This is a genomic window from Pseudomonas sp. LBUM1648, from assembly GCF_059716145.1.
Genome location: NZ_CP166808.1, coordinates 5,455,676 through 5,470,465, shown reverse-complemented (window position 1 = coordinate 5,470,465; position 14,790 = coordinate 5,455,676). Strand labels below are relative to the sequence as shown.

At 60.3% G+C, this 14,790-nt stretch carries 16 protein-coding genes; 6 read left to right on the top strand and 10 right to left on the bottom strand.

Features of this window, described 5'->3' with window-relative positions; translation table 11 throughout:
- Both lolB and ACA043_RS24735 read right to left on the bottom strand, forming a co-directional pair.
- Nucleotides 1-618 (bottom strand): lipoprotein insertase outer membrane protein LolB, encoded by a 618-nt coding sequence (lolB, locus tag ACA043_RS24740; RefSeq protein WP_497658093.1) that lies wholly within the window; start codon nucleotides 616-618, stop codon nucleotides 1-3.
- Nucleotides 618-2,342 carry a tetratricopeptide repeat protein gene (locus ACA043_RS24735; protein WP_497658092.1) on the bottom strand — a complete coding sequence of 575 codons (1,725 nt, stop codon included), beginning with the start codon at nucleotides 2,340-2,342 and terminating at the stop codon, nucleotides 618-620. Before ACA043_RS24735 ends, lolB begins: the two co-directional genes overlap by 1 nt.
- A 182-nt stretch (nucleotides 2,343-2,524) precedes the next feature.
- Between ACA043_RS24735 and hemA the strand changes: the two genes are divergently transcribed.
- The 6 genes from hemA to ACA043_RS24705 all read left to right on the top strand — a co-directional run bounded on the left by hemA (nucleotide 2,525) and on the right by ACA043_RS24705 (nucleotide 7,885).
- On the top strand, nucleotides 2,525-3,811 hold the full coding sequence (gene hemA, locus ACA043_RS24730) for a glutamyl-tRNA reductase (protein ID WP_187678054.1): 1,287 nt from the start codon (nucleotides 2,525-2,527) through the stop codon (nucleotides 3,809-3,811).
- Nucleotides 3,808-4,890, top strand: coding sequence for a peptide chain release factor 1 (gene prfA, locus ACA043_RS24725; RefSeq protein ID WP_401271813.1), 1,083 nt, complete (start codon nucleotides 3,808-3,810; stop codon nucleotides 4,888-4,890). Before hemA ends, prfA begins: the two co-directional genes overlap by 4 nt.
- Nucleotides 4,891-5,721: a peptide chain release factor N(5)-glutamine methyltransferase gene (prmC, locus tag ACA043_RS24720; protein WP_187678052.1), complete on the top strand. Its 831-nt coding sequence runs from the start codon at nucleotides 4,891-4,893 to the stop codon at nucleotides 5,719-5,721. It abuts the gene before it with no gap.
- Nucleotides 5,715-6,470: a molybdopterin-synthase adenylyltransferase MoeB gene (locus ACA043_RS24715; RefSeq protein ID WP_497658091.1), complete on the top strand. Its 756-nt coding sequence runs from the start codon at nucleotides 5,715-5,717 to the stop codon at nucleotides 6,468-6,470. Before prmC ends, ACA043_RS24715 begins: the two co-directional genes overlap by 7 nt.
- Nucleotides 6,463-7,254, top strand: coding sequence for a glutamate racemase (murI, locus tag ACA043_RS24710; protein WP_401271811.1), 792 nt, complete (start codon nucleotides 6,463-6,465; stop codon nucleotides 7,252-7,254). Before ACA043_RS24715 ends, murI begins: the two co-directional genes overlap by 8 nt.
- Before the next feature lie 112 nt (nucleotides 7,255-7,366).
- A complete protein-coding gene (locus ACA043_RS24705; protein ID WP_497615345.1) occupies nucleotides 7,367-7,885 on the top strand; it encodes an acyloxyacyl hydrolase in 519 nt (172 codons plus the stop codon).
- A gap of 95 nt (nucleotides 7,886-7,980) precedes the next feature.
- Here ACA043_RS24705 and ACA043_RS24700 read toward each other — a convergent pair whose 3' ends face one another.
- The 8 genes from ACA043_RS24700 to phrB are packed head-to-tail and all read right to left on the bottom strand — an operon-like array spanning nucleotide 7,981 to nucleotide 14,777.
- A complete protein-coding gene (locus ACA043_RS24700) occupies nucleotides 7,981-8,286 on the bottom strand; it encodes a YkgJ family cysteine cluster protein (protein ID WP_095190613.1) in 306 nt (101 codons plus the stop codon).
- A 53-nt stretch (nucleotides 8,287-8,339) separates the two neighbouring features.
- Nucleotides 8,340-8,831 (bottom strand): DUF2878 domain-containing protein, encoded by a 492-nt coding sequence (locus ACA043_RS24695; protein WP_497658090.1) that lies wholly within the window; start codon nucleotides 8,829-8,831, stop codon nucleotides 8,340-8,342.
- Complete coding sequence (locus ACA043_RS24690; protein WP_187678046.1) at nucleotides 8,824-10,095, bottom strand: SAM-dependent methyltransferase; 1,272 nt, start codon at nucleotides 10,093-10,095, stop codon at nucleotides 8,824-8,826. The genes ACA043_RS24695 and ACA043_RS24690 overlap by 8 nt, the downstream gene beginning before the upstream one ends.
- The gene (locus ACA043_RS24685; protein WP_401271808.1) at nucleotides 10,082-10,897 is read right to left on the bottom strand and encodes a DUF1365 domain-containing protein; all 816 of its coding nucleotides are present in this window, start codon (nucleotides 10,895-10,897) and stop codon (nucleotides 10,082-10,084) included. Before ACA043_RS24685 ends, ACA043_RS24690 begins: the two co-directional genes overlap by 14 nt.
- Nucleotides 10,894-12,141 (bottom strand): NAD(P)/FAD-dependent oxidoreductase, encoded by a 1,248-nt coding sequence (locus ACA043_RS24680; protein ID WP_497658089.1) that lies wholly within the window; start codon nucleotides 12,139-12,141, stop codon nucleotides 10,894-10,896. Before ACA043_RS24680 ends, ACA043_RS24685 begins: the two co-directional genes overlap by 4 nt.
- A complete protein-coding gene (locus tag ACA043_RS24675; RefSeq protein ID WP_497658088.1) occupies nucleotides 12,138-12,920 on the bottom strand; it encodes an SDR family NAD(P)-dependent oxidoreductase in 783 nt (260 codons plus the stop codon). The genes ACA043_RS24680 and ACA043_RS24675 overlap by 4 nt, the downstream gene beginning before the upstream one ends.
- On the bottom strand, nucleotides 12,917-13,339 hold the full coding sequence (locus tag ACA043_RS24670; protein ID WP_187678042.1) for a nuclear transport factor 2 family protein: 423 nt from the start codon (nucleotides 13,337-13,339) through the stop codon (nucleotides 12,917-12,919). Before ACA043_RS24670 ends, ACA043_RS24675 begins: the two co-directional genes overlap by 4 nt.
- Nucleotides 13,332-14,777, bottom strand: coding sequence for a deoxyribodipyrimidine photo-lyase (phrB, locus tag ACA043_RS24665; protein ID WP_497659677.1), 1,446 nt, complete (start codon nucleotides 14,775-14,777; stop codon nucleotides 13,332-13,334). Before phrB ends, ACA043_RS24670 begins: the two co-directional genes overlap by 8 nt.
- Nucleotides 14,778-14,790: the final 13 nt, after the last annotated feature.

Here is a 14,790-nt window from a genome sequence, read left to right as displayed (position 1 = left end):
TTATTGCCCCAGTTTGCGCGGCTGCCAGGTCTTGATCACCAGCGTCACGTCCAGGTCAGTGCCGTGCAGTTTGATGCGCTCGGGCAACCAGTAACCATTTTGTTCGGTGTAGGCGGTGTATTCGACTTTCCAGCCATCCTGTTCAAGGTTGGCCAGGCGGCTGTCGGCATCCAGACTCAGACGGCTTTTGCTTTCCGGCGCCGGCAGGCCACGCACCCACCAGGCGAGGTTCGACACTGGCAGTTTCCAGCCAAGTTGCTCTTCCAGCAGCGTTTCCGGCGACTGCGATTCATAGCGACCCTGATTGGCGACTTCCAGCGACACCTTGCCCGGACGCCCGGTCAAACGTGCCGCACCACGACCCAGCGGGCCGGAGAGTCGAATGTCGTAATAGTCCTGACGCTGCAGCCAGAACAGCGTGCCGCTGCCCGAGTCTTTCGGGGCGCGGATGCCGATCTTGCCGTCGATCTGCCAGCCGTCAATGCCGGTCAGTTGCTGTTTGTTCGCGGCCCATTGAGCCGGGCTGCCGTGGCCTTCGACCGATTCGCGAGCGCCGAAGCCCGCGCAACCGGCGAGCAGGGCGATGAAGCTGAAAACAATAACGTGGCGCAAAAACATTAAAAAGTCTCGGATCCGGTCAGGCGCTTGATGGTGCTGCGCAGAATGGTGCTGTCGGGCTGATCCTTGAGGAATTTGCCCCAGATTTGTTTGGCTTCGCGCTGATTGCCCTTGGTCCACAGGACTTCGCCCAGATGTGCGGCGACTTCGTGATCAGGGAAACGCTCCAGCGCCTGACGCAGATATTTCTCGGCGTCGTCCAGGTTGCCCAAGCGGTAATTCACCCAGCCGAGGCTGTCGAGTACTGCCGGGTCTTCCGGGTTGATCTGGTGCGCCTGCTCGATCAGCGTCTTGGCTTCAGCGTAGCGGGTGGTGCGGTCGGACAGGGTGTAGCCCAGCGCGTTCAGCGCCATGGCATTGTCCGGATCGCGCTTGATGATCAGGCGCAGGTCTTTTTCCATCTGCGCCAGATCGTTGCGCTTTTCCGCAAGCATGGCGCGGGTGTACAGCAGATTCAGATCGTCCGGGTATTGCAGCAAGGCTTGCTGCAAGACTTTCATGGCCTTGTCGTCCTGTTTGTTGGCCGACAGGGTTTCCGACTCGATCAGGTACAACTGGATCGCGTAATCGGGTTGTTCGTCACGCTCGGCCGCCAGTTTGCTTTGTGCTTCGGCGGTTTTGCCGTTGTTCATCAGAATGTCGGCCTGACGCAACTGCGCGGGCAGATAGTCATTGCCCGGGCCGACCTGGGCGTATTCGATCAGTGCGCCTTGCGGGTCATTGCGCTCTTCGGCGATACGACCGAGGTTAAGGTGCGCCGAATCGACATGGCTTTCACGGGCGATCAGGTCTTCCAGATAACCCTTGGCCTCGTCCCAGGCCTTGGCTTCCAGGCACACCAGCGCCAGCGAGTAACGTAGTTCGTCGTCTTCCGGGTATTGCTGAACGAGGCCGGAGAACTCGGCCTTGGCGTCGTCCATCCGGTCCTGTTCAACCAGCATGCGCGCGTAAGTCAGGCGCAGACGCTTGTCGTCCGGGTATTTCTTGATGTTCTTTTTCAGCAGCGGCAGGGCTTCGTCGCCACGGTTCAGGAGCTGGAGAAGACGGGCGCGAAGCAGAATCGGGGCGATTTCGCCGTCTTCCGGCGGATTGTCTTCGAGCAGGGCCAGTGCCGCTTTGTTGTCGCCATCCTGCTGCATGAGCAAGGCCTTGCCGAAAATCAGCTGACTGTTGTTCGGGTGACGCTGCAACAAACGGTCGAAACTTTTCATCAGGCCGTTGCGGGTTTCCTGATCAGTATCGGCCGCCGACAGTGCGAGGAAATCGAAATGGGTATCGCCCTTGCCTTGCAGGACTTTCTCCATATAGACCATCGAGTCGTCGTAACGCCCGGCGCGTGCCAGTTGCACGGCGGCGGCGCGTTGCGCTTCGAGATCGTCCGGGGCGTTTTTCGCCCAGATCAGCGCGGTATCGAGGGCCGGTTGATCGGCGCCAAGGTACTCGGCGATGCGGAACGCACGCTCGGAGACGCCCGGATCCTGAGTGTTGATGGCCTGGGTCACGTAGTTGTCCAGGGCAAGGTCGAAACGATTGCGCTGGCCAGCGAGTTCGGCGCTCAGCAGGCTGAACACGGTTTCTTCGCTGAACGAGCTGTAAACCTTGGGCTTTTCAGGGGCGGGCGTGGTGTCTTCTACCGACGGCGTACCGTTCGGCGCAACGGGGGCCAAGGCCTGGCAGCCGCTGAGGAAGACAAAAGCAAGGAGCAACGCGGAAGATCTATTCATATAGGAAGAGGACGACTAACCTGCGGTCGGATCATCATGACACAAGCCTTCGGCCAAACATAACCGAGTCTCAATTGTGCCCATTATAGGGGCGGACAATTGGGACAATAGTCAGCGGTAGTTGTTCTGAATCTGACGAAGGTGGACAATTGCCGGCTTCACGTCACCATCAGCGACCTTGAATGGCCTTCCTTGCACTCGGTATTAACCACAAGACTGCTTCAGTAGACGTCCGCGAGCGCGTGGCCTTTACCCCTGAGCAACTGGTTGAGGCCTTGCAGCAGCTCTGCCGAATGACCGACAGCCGCGAAGCTGCGATCCTCTCCACCTGCAATCGCAGTGAGCTTTATATAGAACAGGATCAGCTTTCTGCGGATATCGTGCTGCGCTGGCTGGCCGATTATCACCATTTAAGCCTCGATGAGCTGCGCGCGAGTGCTTATGTGCATGAAGATGATGCGGCAGTTCGTCACATGATGCGCGTCGCCTCCGGGCTCGACTCGCTGGTGCTGGGCGAACCGCAGATTCTCGGCCAGATGAAGTCGGCCTACGCCGTGGCTCGCGAGGCCGGCACCATCGGGCCGCTGCTGGGGCGGCTGTTCCAGGCAACCTTCAATGCCGCCAAGCAGGTGCGTACCGACACCGCTATCGGTGAAAACCCGGTGTCCGTGGCGTTTGCCGCGGTCAGCCTGGCGAAACAGATTTTCAGTGATTTGCAACGCAGCCAGGCCTTGCTGATCGGCGCCGGCGAGACCATCACCCTGGTCGCCCGCCATCTGCACGAGCTGGGGGTCAAACGCATCGTTGTCGCCAACCGTACGCTTGAGCGTGCCAGCCTGTTGGCCGAGCAGTTCGGCGCCCACGCGGTGTTGCTCTCGGACATCCCGGCCGAACTGGTGCGCAGCGACATCGTCATTAGTTCGACGGCCAGTCAGTTGCCGATTCTCGGCAAGGGCGCCGTCGAGAGCGCATTGAAGCTGCGCAAGCACAAACCGATCTTCATGGTCGACATCGCTGTTCCCCGGGATATCGAACCGGAAGTCGGCGAGTTGGACGACGTTTACCTGTATAGCGTCGACGATCTCCACGAAGTGGTCGCCGAGAACCTCAAGAGCCGCCAAGGCGCAGCGCAAGCGGCCGAAGAGATGGTCTCGGTCGGTGCCGACGATTTCATGGTGCGCCTGCGTGAGCTGGCGGCGGTCGATGTGCTCAAGGCCTATCGTCAACAGAGCGAACGCTTGCGCGACGAAGAGCTGCAAAAAGCCCTGCGTCTGCTGGCCAACGGCGGCAACGCTGAAGATGTGCTGGGGCAATTGGCCCGTGGCCTGACCAATAAACTGTTGCATGCGCCCAGCGTGCAACTGAAAAAGCTTTCTGCCGAAGGCCGCCTCGATGCGCTGGCCATGGCCCAGGAACTCTTTGCCCTCGAGGGCTCACCGGATAGCTTTTCGGATAAAAAACCGCAATGAAAGCGTCACTGCTCAATAAACTGGACATCCTCCAGGACCGTTTCGAGGAACTGACCGCGTTGCTCGGCGACGGCGAAGTCATTTCCGATCAGGCCAAGTTTCGCGCTTATTCCAAGGAATACGCCGAACTCGAGCCGATCGTACACGCCTATAAAAAGCTGCTCAGCGTACAAAGCGATCTTGAAGGCGCGCAGGCGCTGCTCAAGGACAGCGACCCGGACATGCGTGAAATGGCCGTGGAAGAAGTCCGTGAAGCCAAAGAGTTGCTGATCACGCTGGAAGGCGATCTGCAGCGCATGTTGCTGCCCAAGGACCCCAACGACGGGCGCAACGTGTTTCTCGAAATCCGCGCCGGCACCGGTGGCGACGAGGCGGCGATTTTCTCCGGCGACCTGTTCCGCATGTACTCGCGTTACGCCGAACGCCGTGGCTGGCGTGTGGAGATCCTTTCGGAAAACGAAGGCGAGCACGGCGGCTATAAAGAAGTCATCGCTCGCATTGAAGGCGACAACGTTTACGGCAAGCTGAAATTCGAATCCGGCGCGCACCGCGTACAGCGTGTACCCGCCACCGAATCCCAGGGGCGTATCCACACCTCGGCCTGCACCGTAGCGGTGTTGCCGGAGCCGGACGAGCGCGAAGCCATTGAGATCAACCCGGCGGATTTGCGCGTCGACACTTACCGTTCCTCCGGGGCCGGTGGTCAACACGTCAACACGACCGACTCGGCGATTCGCATCACGCACATACCGACCGGCACCGTCGTCGAGTGTCAGGAAGAGCGTTCCCAGCACAAGAACCGTGCGCGGGCGATGGCGTGGCTGTCGGCCAAGCTCAACGATCAGCAAACCGCCGCGGCGGCCAATGCCATCGCCAGTGAGCGTAAATTGCTGGTCGGCTCCGGTGACCGTTCCGAGCGGATTCGCACCTACAACTTTGCCCAGGGCCGGGTCACTGACCATCGCGTCAACCTGACCCTGTACTCTCTTGATGACGTTCTCGCCGGTGGCGTTGACGCGGTGATCGAGCCTCTGCTGGCTGAATACCAGGCTGACCAACTCGCTGCGATAGGTGAATAAATGACCATCATTGCCAGCCTGTTGCGCGCCGCCGAACTGCCGGACTCACCTACCGCACGTCTCGATGCCGAATTGCTCCTCGCGGCCGCGCTGGGCAAGTCGCGTAGCTTCCTGCACACCTGGCCCGAGCGCATCGTGCCGACGGAAGCCGCGCTGACCTTTGCCGAATACCTGCAACGCCGTCGTGGCGGCGAGCCGGTGGCCTACATTCTCGGCCAGCAAGGATTCTGGAAACTCGATCTGGAAGTCGCGCCGCACACGCTGATTCCCCGTCCGGACACGGAACTGCTGGTGGAAGCGGCGCTGGAATTGCTGCCAGCGACCCCGGCCAAAGTGCTCGACCTCGGCACCGGCAGCGGCGCGATTGCCCTGGCTCTGGCCAGTGAGCGTCCGGCATGGCAAGTCACCGCCGTGGATCGCGTGCTGGAAGCGGTGGCATTGGCCGAGCGCAATCGCCAGCGTCTGCATTTGAACAACGCCACGGTGCTGAGCAGTCACTGGTTCAGCGCTCTGGAAGGTCAGCGTTTTGATCTGATCATCAGCAACCCGCCGTACATTGCCGCCGCCGATCCACACCTGGTCGAAGGCGATGTGCGCTTCGAACCGGCGAGTGCGCTGGTGGCCGGTGAGGATGGGCTCGACGATCTGCGCCTGATCGTTGCCCAGGCCCCGGATCATCTGCAGGCCGGCGGCTGGGTGATGCTCGAACACGGCTATGATCAAGCCGAAGCCGTGCGCGATCTGTTGAACACTCGCGGTTTCGAAGAAGTCCACAGCCGCACCGATCTGGGCGGCCATCAACGCATCAGTCTGGGACGCCTGCCGTGCTGAATGATCAGGAGTTGCTGCGCTACAGCCGGCAGATTCTGCTGCAACACATCGATATCGATGGGCAACTGAAGCTCAAGGACAGTCGCGTCCTGATCGTCGGCCTCGGTGGTCTTGGCGCACCGGTTGCGCTGTATCTGGCGGCAGCCGGTGTCGGCGAACTGCATCTGGCGGACTTCGATACAGTCGATCTGACCAACCTGCAACGCCAGATCATTCACGACACCGACAGCGTCGGCATGAGCAAGGTCGACTCGGCGCTAAAGCGCTTGAGTGCGATCAATCCCGAGATTCAACTGGTGCCGCATCGTCAGGCGCTCGACGAGGACTCTCTCGCCGCTGCCGTTGCGGCGGTGGATCTGGTACTCGACTGTTCGGATAATTTTTCCACGCGCGAAGCGGTCAACTCTGCGTGCGTGGCTGCGCGCAAACCTTTGGTCAGCGGCGCGGCGATTCGTCTTGAAGGGCAACTGTCGGTATTCGACCCGCGTCGCCCCGAGAGCCCTTGCTATCACTGTTTGTACGGGCATGGCAGCGAAGCCGAACTGACCTGCAGCGAGGCTGGTGTGGTCGGGCCGTTGGTGGGGTTGGTCGGCAGCCTTCAGGCGCTTGAAGCGTTGAAAGTGTTGGTCGGCTTCGGTGAGCCGCTGGTGGGCCGCTTGCTGTTGATCGATGCCTTGGGTTCGCGTTTCCGCGAGTTGCGGGTCAAGCGTGATCCTGGTTGCAGCGTCTGTGGCGCGCGCCATGCGTGAGGCGCCGGTCGGCGTGTTCGATTCCGGTGTCGGCGGTTTGTCGGTGCTGGCAGAAATCCAGCGCTTGTTGCCCAATGAATCGCTGCTGTACTTCGCCGATTGCGGGCACATTCCGTACGGCGAGAAAACCCCGGAGTTCATCCGCCAGCGTTGCAGCGTGATGGCCGGGTTTTTTCGCGAGCAGGGCGCCAAGGCTTTGGTGGTCGCCTGCAATACCGCGACAGTGGCGGCGGCTGCCGATCTGCGCGGTGATTTTCCCGACTGGCCGATCGTTGGCATGGAGCCGGCGGTGAAACCGGCGGCCGCGGCAACACGCAGCGGCGTGGTCGGTGTACTTGCCACCACGGGCACCTTGCAGAGTGCCAAGTTCGCTGCGTTGCTTGATCGCTTTGCCACCGATGTGCGGGTGATTACTCAGCCGTGCCCGGGCCTGGTCGAATTGATTGAAAGCGGTGATCTGCACAGCGCCGAGTTGCGCCAGTTGCTGCAAAGCTATGTCGATCCGCTGCTGGCCAACGGTTGCGATACGATTATTCTTGGTTGCACGCACTATCCCTTCCTCAAGCCGATGCTCAAGTCGATGATCCCCGAGACCATCAGCCTGATCGATACCGGCGCCGCCGTGGCGCGGCAACTTCAACGTCTTTTGGCCGAGCGTGATCTGCTCGCCGAAGGACCGAACCGATCGGTCAGATTCTGGACCAGCGGTGATCCTCAGCACTTCAAAAACATCCTGCCGTTGTTGGGGCAAACTGCCGGCGACGTGCAAAACTTCAGTTTGTAAAAAAAATGTGAAATAACCGGAAGATCGGCTGAACTTCTGTTTGAGCGCTAGCTTCTATAGCGATGAGTTATCTAGAAAACCAAACGATCGTTCCGGAAAAGGAAGTTTCAAAGTGAAGCGACTATTCTGCCTGGCCGCGATTGCGGCCGCGTTGATGGGGCAAAGTATTACAGCACAAGCTGCCGGCGTTGAATTCGCCGTCGGTGCTACCAGCGATTCGACCATGACCTATCGCCTGGGGATGAATTTCGACTGGGACAAGAGCTGGCTGCAGAGCGACGTTGGTCGCCTGACCGGTTACTGGAGCGGTGCTTACACCTACTGGGAAGGTGACAAGACCTCCAGCAACAACAGCCTGTCGTTCTCGCCGGTATTTGTTTACGAGTTTGCCGGCCAGTCGGTCAAGCCCTATATCGAGGCGGGGATCGGTGTGGCGGCGTTCTCCAATACCAAATACGAATCGAACAATCTCGGCGGCTCCTTCCAGTTCGAAGACCGTCTCGGGTTTGGTCTGCGCTTCAATGGCGGGCATGAAGTGGGGATTCGCGCGACGCACTATTCCAACGCCGGTCTTGCCAGTGACAACGACGGTGTAGAAAGTTACTCGCTGCATTACACGTTGCCGTTGTAAGCAAAATCAAAAGATCGCAGCCTGCGGCAGCTCCTACAGGGAAAAACACAATCCCATGCAGGCGCTGCCGCAGGCTGCGATCTTTTCGCTTTTAATCAGCGGTACACCGTGGCGATACCTTGGCGCTCTTCGATGCACTCGGGTGAGCCCATCTCGAACTCGCGACAAATCAGCGGGCGCTTCTCGTAAATCGTGCACATCATCGTGTCGCGATCCAGCGCCGCACACCAGCCGTCGTCCAGACGCAGCATCACTTCGCCGCCCCATTCATCGGTATCGATAAAACGATCAGGCACGCCCGTGTCGGTGATCAGCATCACTTCGAGCTGGCAGCAGCAGGCTGCGCAAGTCGAACAGGTGACCGCCGGTTCGGTGATTTGCTGGTGAGGAATGGTTTTCATGGCCGGCAGTGTAAGGCAGAGCTTGCCGAGTGTGTGAAAGCTCTGACGGACGCTCAGTGAGTCAAGCGTCGGGCCATGGTGTGCAGCAGCGGAAACAGCAGCGCCCAGAGCAGGCCGATGCCGATCAGTGTCGGTAACTCGCCGTAGGGGAATTGCACCCCGGCCAGGCGCCCGCCACCGTAGTAAGACATTGCACCGCCGACCGCGCCGAGCGCGCAGGCCAGCCACCATGGCCTGGCAGTCCACTCAAGGCAATGACGCAAGGTCGTGGCGAGCAAGGCCCACAGCAACATCAGCCACAGCGGAATCAACGGCGACTGATCCTGAAACTCGAACACGCCGAGGGCGCGCAAGACGCTGTCCACCGCCGTGCCGACGATCACCACACTGAGCATCAAACGGCCTTCAGCCGCCCAACTGCTGATCCAGCGCAGATGAATCACCAGCACCGCCAATGCCAGCAGCAACCACAGGCTGTTGCCGCCGAGCACACAGACCAGCCAGCCGAGCTGGAACAGCACGGCATTGGCGATCCGCTCAAGCATCGAAGCGGCCGAGCAGTGGCGCAGGCATGGCGGCCGGTTTGGCCAGCAACAACTGCGCGGTGCCGATGGTGCGTTCGAGGAATCCGCCCTCGCAATAGCACAGGTAAAACTCCCACAGTCTGAGGAAGTAATCGTCGTAGCCCAACTCGCTCAAGCGACTGTGGGCGCGGCGGAAGTTCTCGTGCCACAGGCGCAGGGTTTTGGCGTAGTGCAGGCCGAAGTCCTCCATGTGCAGCAGGTTCATGTCGGTTTCGCGACTGACTACCTCGAGCATCTTCTGCACAGACGGCAAGGCGCCGCCAGGGAAGATGTAGCGCTGGATAAAGTCGACCCCGCGTTTGGCCTGCTCGTAGCGCTGTTCGCGAATGGTGATTGCTTGAATCAGCATCAGGCCGTTGCTCTTGAGCAGGTGCGCGCATTGTTTGAAATAGGTGGGCAGGAAGCGATGGCCGACCGCTTCGATCATCTCGATCGATACCAGTTTGTCGTACTCGCCGGTGAGGTCGCGGTAGTCCTTGAGCAACAAGGTGACTTGATCCTGCAAGCCCAGCTTTTCGATGCGCTGAGCGGTAAAGGCGTACTGCTCCTTCGACAACGTGGTGGTGGTTACCCGGCAGCCATAGTTCTGCGCCGCGTAGAGCGCCATGCTGCCCCAGCCTGTGCCGATTTCCAGTAGGTGGTCCTCGGGCTTGAGCGCGAGCTTCTGGCAGATGCGCTCCAGTTTGTTCAGTTGCGCCTGTTCCAGACTGTCTTCGGGAGTGAGGAACTGCGCCGCCGAGTACATCATGGTCGGGTCGAGAAACTGTTCGAACAGATCGTTGCCCAGATCGTAGTGGGCGGCGATGTTCTTCTGCGAGCCTTTGCGCGTATTGCGATTGAGCCAGTGCAAGCCCTGCACCAACGGTCGCCCGAGGCGGGCCAGACCGCCCTCCATCGCATCGAGTACTTCAAGGTTGCTGACGAACACCCGCACCACCGCAGTCAGGTCGGGCGAACTCCAGTAACCGTGGATAAACGCTTCGCCAGCGCCAATCGAACCATTGCTGGCGACCATTCCCCAGACCGCCTTATCCTGGACATGAATTTCCCCAAGCAATGTGCTGCCAGGGGTGCCGAACAGCAGACGTTCGCCATCCTCGATGACCACCAGTTGCCCGTGTTTGAGCTGACCCAGCAGGCGCAAAACGCCACGGCGCAGGAGCGAGCCGGTCACGCCATTGGTGCTGAACAGATTGGCTTTGGCCGAGACGCTAGAGGATTTCATGGCGGCGCTCCTTGGGAAGCACGGTGGCGGTTTGAAAGCTGCCGTCAGCAGCCTCGTGAGTGAAGATCGGTGCACGCTTGAGCAACAGGCGCAGTGCCTGCCAGTAAATCGCCAGAGCTGTTTTTGCCGTCATCCATGGAAAACGCCGCAAATAGCGATGCAAGTTTGGCCGGTCGAGTGTTTCGCGTTTCAGGCTGAGGGTGGCGTCGAACAATTTGTGTTCGCCCTGCCAGTCCGCCATGTGCACGCCGAGGCTTTGCGCGGCGGGGCTGAAACTCATGCGGTATTCCAGATCGCGCGGCAGAAAAGGCGAAACGTGAAAGGCTTTGGCCACGGCAAAATGTTGATGGAAGTCGTGCAGGTTCACCCGGGGGCTGGCGGGCAGTACGTAGTGATAACGCTCGCGCCACGGGGTGTTGGTGACTTCGCAGAGAATGGCCGCAAGTTGCCCGTCAGGTTCATGGCAATAAAAAAAACTCACCGGGTTGAACGAAAGGCCCCAACTGCGAGGCTGGGTCAGCAGGCAGATCGAACCCTGTGGCTCATACCCGATAGCCTCAGCGACCCGCTGGCGCACAGCATCGATAAGGCGAACGCCCCGACCGGTGAAGGTTTTCAGGTAGTCCGTCTCGCGGAAGGAGAACGGCGCAAATCGACTGCGTCCCGCCAGTGGCGATAAACCCAGCACCGCGTCCTGCTCGGCCAGATCCAGATACAGCAGACCAATCCGGTAACGAAACTCATGCCGGCGCGGCGCAAAACGTCGGTGGCCGATCCAGCCGCTGTACAGGGCGCTGTTCATAAGGTTTCTCCGAACGCGGCGGCCACGCGCAAGCCGCTGACCACACCGTCCTCATGGAAACCGTTGGCCCAGTAGGCACCGCAGTAATGGGTGTTCTGCACGCCGTCCAGTTCGGCCCAGCGGTTCTGCGCGGCTACCGCTGTGAGGCTGAACTGCGGGTGGGCGTAGGTGTATTTGGCGAGCACCTTGAACGGACTGATGCCGGCACTCTGGTTGAGGCTGACGCAGAACGTGGTGTCGCTCTCAATCCCTTGCAGGATGTTCATGTCGTAAGTGACGGCCGCGTGGGTATGGCCGGCACCGCTCAAGCGATAATTCCAGCTGGCCCAAGCGAGTTTGCGTGTCGGCAGTAGACGCGTATCGGTGTGCAGCACGACTTCGTTGTCGGCGTAGGGCATGGCGCCGAGAATCGCCCGTTCGGCGTCGCTCGGGGTCGCCAGCAGTTGCAAGGCCTGATCACTGTGGCAGGCGAACACCACTTTGTCGAAATGCTCGATGCCCGCCGAGCTGTGGATAACCACGCCGTGTTCGTCGCGATCGACTCGGCTCACCGGGCAGTTCAGACGGATCCTGTCCTTGAACGATTCGGTCAGCGGCGCGATGTAGGCGCTGGAACCCCCGTCGATCACCCGCCATTGCGGGCGGTCACTGACTGACAGCAGGCCATGATTCTTGAAGAACCGCACAAAGAACTGCAGCGGAAAATTGAGCATCTCGGCCATCGGCATCGACCAGATCGCCGCGCCCATCGGCACGATGTAGTGCAGGATGAAGCGCTCGCCATAACCGCCGGCCTTGAGGTAATCATCCAGGGTCATGTCGGCCGCGATGCGCTGTTCGGCAAGGTCGCGCTGGGCTTCTTTGTTAAAGCGCAGGATGTCGCGCAGCATGCCCCAAAACCCCGGCGACAACAGATTGCGCCGCTGGGCGAACAGGCTGTTGAGGTTGTTGCCGTTGTATTCCAGACCGCTATCCGGATCGGTCACCGAAAAGCTCATTTCAGTAGGGCTGGACGTCACCCCGAGCTGATCGAGCAAGCGGATGAAGTTGGGGTAGGTCCAGTCGTTGAACACGATGAAACCGGTGTCGACCGCGTACTGACGTTCGTCGACCGTCACCTGCACCGTGTGCGTGTGACCGCCGACCCAGTCGCCGGCCTCGAACACGGTGACGTCATGGCGACGATTGAGCAGGTAGGCGCAGGTCAGCCCCGCGATCCCACTGCCGACGATAGCGACCTTCATACTGGATCACGCAGCGGCGGTGATTTGCGCACCATGCGTTTGCCGATTGCCAGTTGCAGGCGGGCAGGCAGTTTCGACAAGGGCCACAGCGCCGCCATGAACAGCGCCGGGAAGGCGATCTCCAGTGGTCGATCCTTGAGCTTGGCGAAGATGTGCCGCGCGGCTTTATCCACAGGCCAACTGAGCGGCATCGGAAAATCGTTCTTCGCGGTCAGCGGAGTTTCGACGAAACCCGGACTGACCACGGTGACTTCAATGCCCTCATCCGCCAGATCAATGCGCAACGATTCGAACAGATAACGCAGCCCTGCTTTGGACGCGCCGTAGGCTTCGGCCCTTGGCAGCGGCATGTAAGTCACGGAACTCGCCACCCCGACCAGATGCGGCGCGGTGCCTTTGCGCAGCAAGGGCAGGGCGGCTTCGATGCAGTAAGCGCTGGCGAGCAGATTGGTGCGCACCACGTGCTCGACAATGGAGGCGTCGAACTGCCGGGCGTCGACATATTCACAGGTGCCGGCATTGAGGATCACCGTGTCCAGTGCGCCCCAGGCCTCGTTAATCTGTTCGCCGATTTCCCGGACAGTCTGGCTGTTGGTCAGGTCTCCGGGCACCACCAGCACTTGTCCCGGATAGCGTTGTGACAGGACCTTGAGTGGGGCGACCTGGCGTGAGCTGACCGCCAGATGCGCACCGCTTTTCAGAATGTCCTCAGCCAGTGCCGCGCCGATGCCACTGCTGGCACCGGTCAGCCAATAACGCCGTGGAGGTGTACGACTCATCCCATTCTCCTTTTCAGCCAGGCGATCACCCGGCCCAATACTGGCAAGTGTTCATAGAGCAACGCCCCGGCATCGAAATAATCCCGATGGCGATAAACCTTGTCGCGCCAAAGCAGGTGCGAGCAACCGCTCACCCGGATCACCCGGCCCCCGGCCAGGCGTGGATGGCGATAACTCATGACCCAGCGCAGGTAGCCTTCACCGTCGCTGATCTGGTCGAAACCGTGGAAGTCGAAACGCAGCTCGCTGACGTTGGCGTACAGCTCACTGAAGTAATCACGCAATTGCGCCAACCCCTGTACTTCGTGCAGCGGGTCGGTGAACTGGACGTCGTCGCTGTACAGCTCGCCCAAACGGTGCAGGTTGTCTGAATTCAATTCGGCAAACTGGCGGGCGAAGCGGCGCAGGAATTCACTCATGATCGCCTCCGGCCGGTTGGCGCGAGGGCAGATTTTTGAACGCGGTCAGCGCCCGCTCCCGCGAGGCACTCAGATTGACGATTGGCGTTGGGTAATCCGCCACACCGAACAAGCCGCCGGCACTGGCCGGGTTATGCACAGTCTTTTTGTCGAGGCCGGCCAGTTCCGGCAGCCAGTGCTTGATGAACAAGCCTTCGCTGTCGAATTTTTCCGACTGGCTCAGTGGATTGAAAATACGGAAATATGGCGCCGAATCGGTGCCCGTCGACGAGCTCCATTGCCAGCCGCCGTTGTTCGCGGCCAGATCTCCATCAATCAAATGCCGCATGAAAAAGCGCTCGCCTTCGCGCCAGTCGATCAGCAGGTTCTTGGTCAGGAACATTGCCACCACCATGCGCAGGCGATTGTGCATCCAGCCGGTTTCGAGCAATTGGCGCATGGCGGCATCGATGATCGGCAGGCCGGTACGCGCCTCTTGCCATGCGGCGAGGTCATCCGGCGCATTGCGCCAGGCCAGTGCTTCGGTTTCCGGACGGAACGCGCGGTGGCGCGAGACCCGTGGATAACCCACCAGAATGTGTTTGTAGAACTCGCGCCACAGCAACTCGTTGATCCAGGTGACGGCGCCGACTTTGCCGCTTTCGAACTCGCCCTGATTGCTTTGCAGGGCGGCGTGCAGACATTGGCGGGGCGAGATCACACCGGCGGCCAGGTACGCCGACAGCTGACTGGTGCCGGGCTTGGCCGGGAAGTCGCGCTCGCTTTTGTAGTAATCGATTTGGGCGTCGGCGAAGGTATCGAGACGGCGACGGGCCTCTTGTTCGCCGGCAGGCCACAGGTCACGCAGTGACTCGCTTGGTGTGGCGAAGCCTTTGACGGACGCAGGAATCGGATCGCTGTCGATGTTCAATGGCGACTGTTTGCCGGGGACTTTTACCAGCGCCGGCATCGCGCGATGCAGGCGCTCGTAACAGACCTTGCGAAACTGGCTGAATACCTGAAAGTAGGTTCCGGTCTTGGTCAGCACGGTGCCGGGCTTGAACAGCAATTGATCGAGGTAACTGCGAAAATCGATACCTTCGGCCTGCAATGCCTCGGCCACGGCTGCATCACGGCGGCTTTCGTGGATGCCATATTCCTCGTTAACGTGCACCGCTTCGATGTCCAATTGCCGACAGAGTTTGAGCAGCTCCGCCGGCGCCTGATCCCAGTGCGCCGCCGTGCGAATCAACAACGGAATGTTCAGGGCACCGAGACTTTTACTCAGCTCATTCAGATTGCGCAGCCAGAAGTCGACCTTGCACGGCGCGTCGTCATGTTCTTGCCACTGCTGCGGGCTCAACAGATACACCGCGACCGTCGGACCGCGCGCTGCGGCCGCCGCGAGGGCAGTGTTGTCGTGTTGGCGCAAGTCGCTGCGCAGCCAGATCAATTGCATGTCGGTATTCGCC

Excerpts from the sequence above, each read along its gene's own strand:
- lolB (WP_497658093.1), bottom strand. The coding sequence starts at position 618 with ATGTTTTTGCGCCACGTTATTGTTTTCAGCTTCATCGCCCTGCTCGCC.
- ACA043_RS24735 (WP_497658092.1), bottom strand. The coding sequence starts at position 2,342 with ATGAATAGATCTTCCGCGTTGCTCCTTGCTTTTGTCTTCCTCAGCGGC.
- hemA (WP_187678054.1), top strand. The coding sequence starts at position 2,525 with ATGGCCTTCCTTGCACTCGGTATTAACCACAAGACTGCTTCAGTAGAC.
- prfA (WP_401271813.1), top strand. The coding sequence starts at position 3,808 with ATGAAAGCGTCACTGCTCAATAAACTGGACATCCTCCAGGACCGTTTC.
- prmC (WP_187678052.1), top strand. The coding sequence starts at position 4,891 with ATGACCATCATTGCCAGCCTGTTGCGCGCCGCCGAACTGCCGGACTCA.
- murI (WP_401271811.1), top strand. The coding sequence starts at position 6,463 with ATGCGTGAGGCGCCGGTCGGCGTGTTCGATTCCGGTGTCGGCGGTTTG.
- ACA043_RS24700 (WP_095190613.1), bottom strand. The coding sequence starts at position 8,286 with ATGAAAACCATTCCTCACCAGCAAATCACCGAACCGGCGGTCACCTGT.
- ACA043_RS24695 (WP_497658090.1), bottom strand. The coding sequence starts at position 8,831 with ATGCTTGAGCGGATCGCCAATGCCGTGCTGTTCCAGCTCGGCTGGCTG.
- ACA043_RS24690 (WP_187678046.1), bottom strand. The coding sequence starts at position 10,095 with ATGAAATCCTCTAGCGTCTCGGCCAAAGCCAATCTGTTCAGCACCAAT.
- ACA043_RS24685 (WP_401271808.1), bottom strand. The coding sequence starts at position 10,897 with ATGAACAGCGCCCTGTACAGCGGCTGGATCGGCCACCGACGTTTTGCG.
- ACA043_RS24680 (WP_497658089.1), bottom strand. The coding sequence starts at position 12,141 with ATGAAGGTCGCTATCGTCGGCAGTGGGATCGCGGGGCTGACCTGCGCC.
- ACA043_RS24675 (WP_497658088.1), bottom strand. The coding sequence starts at position 12,920 with ATGAGTCGTACACCTCCACGGCGTTATTGGCTGACCGGTGCCAGCAGT.
- ACA043_RS24670 (WP_187678042.1), bottom strand. The coding sequence starts at position 13,339 with ATGAGTGAATTCCTGCGCCGCTTCGCCCGCCAGTTTGCCGAATTGAAT.
- phrB (WP_497659677.1), bottom strand. The coding sequence starts at position 14,777 with ATGCAATTGATCTGGCTGCGCAGCGACTTGCGCCAACACGACAACACT.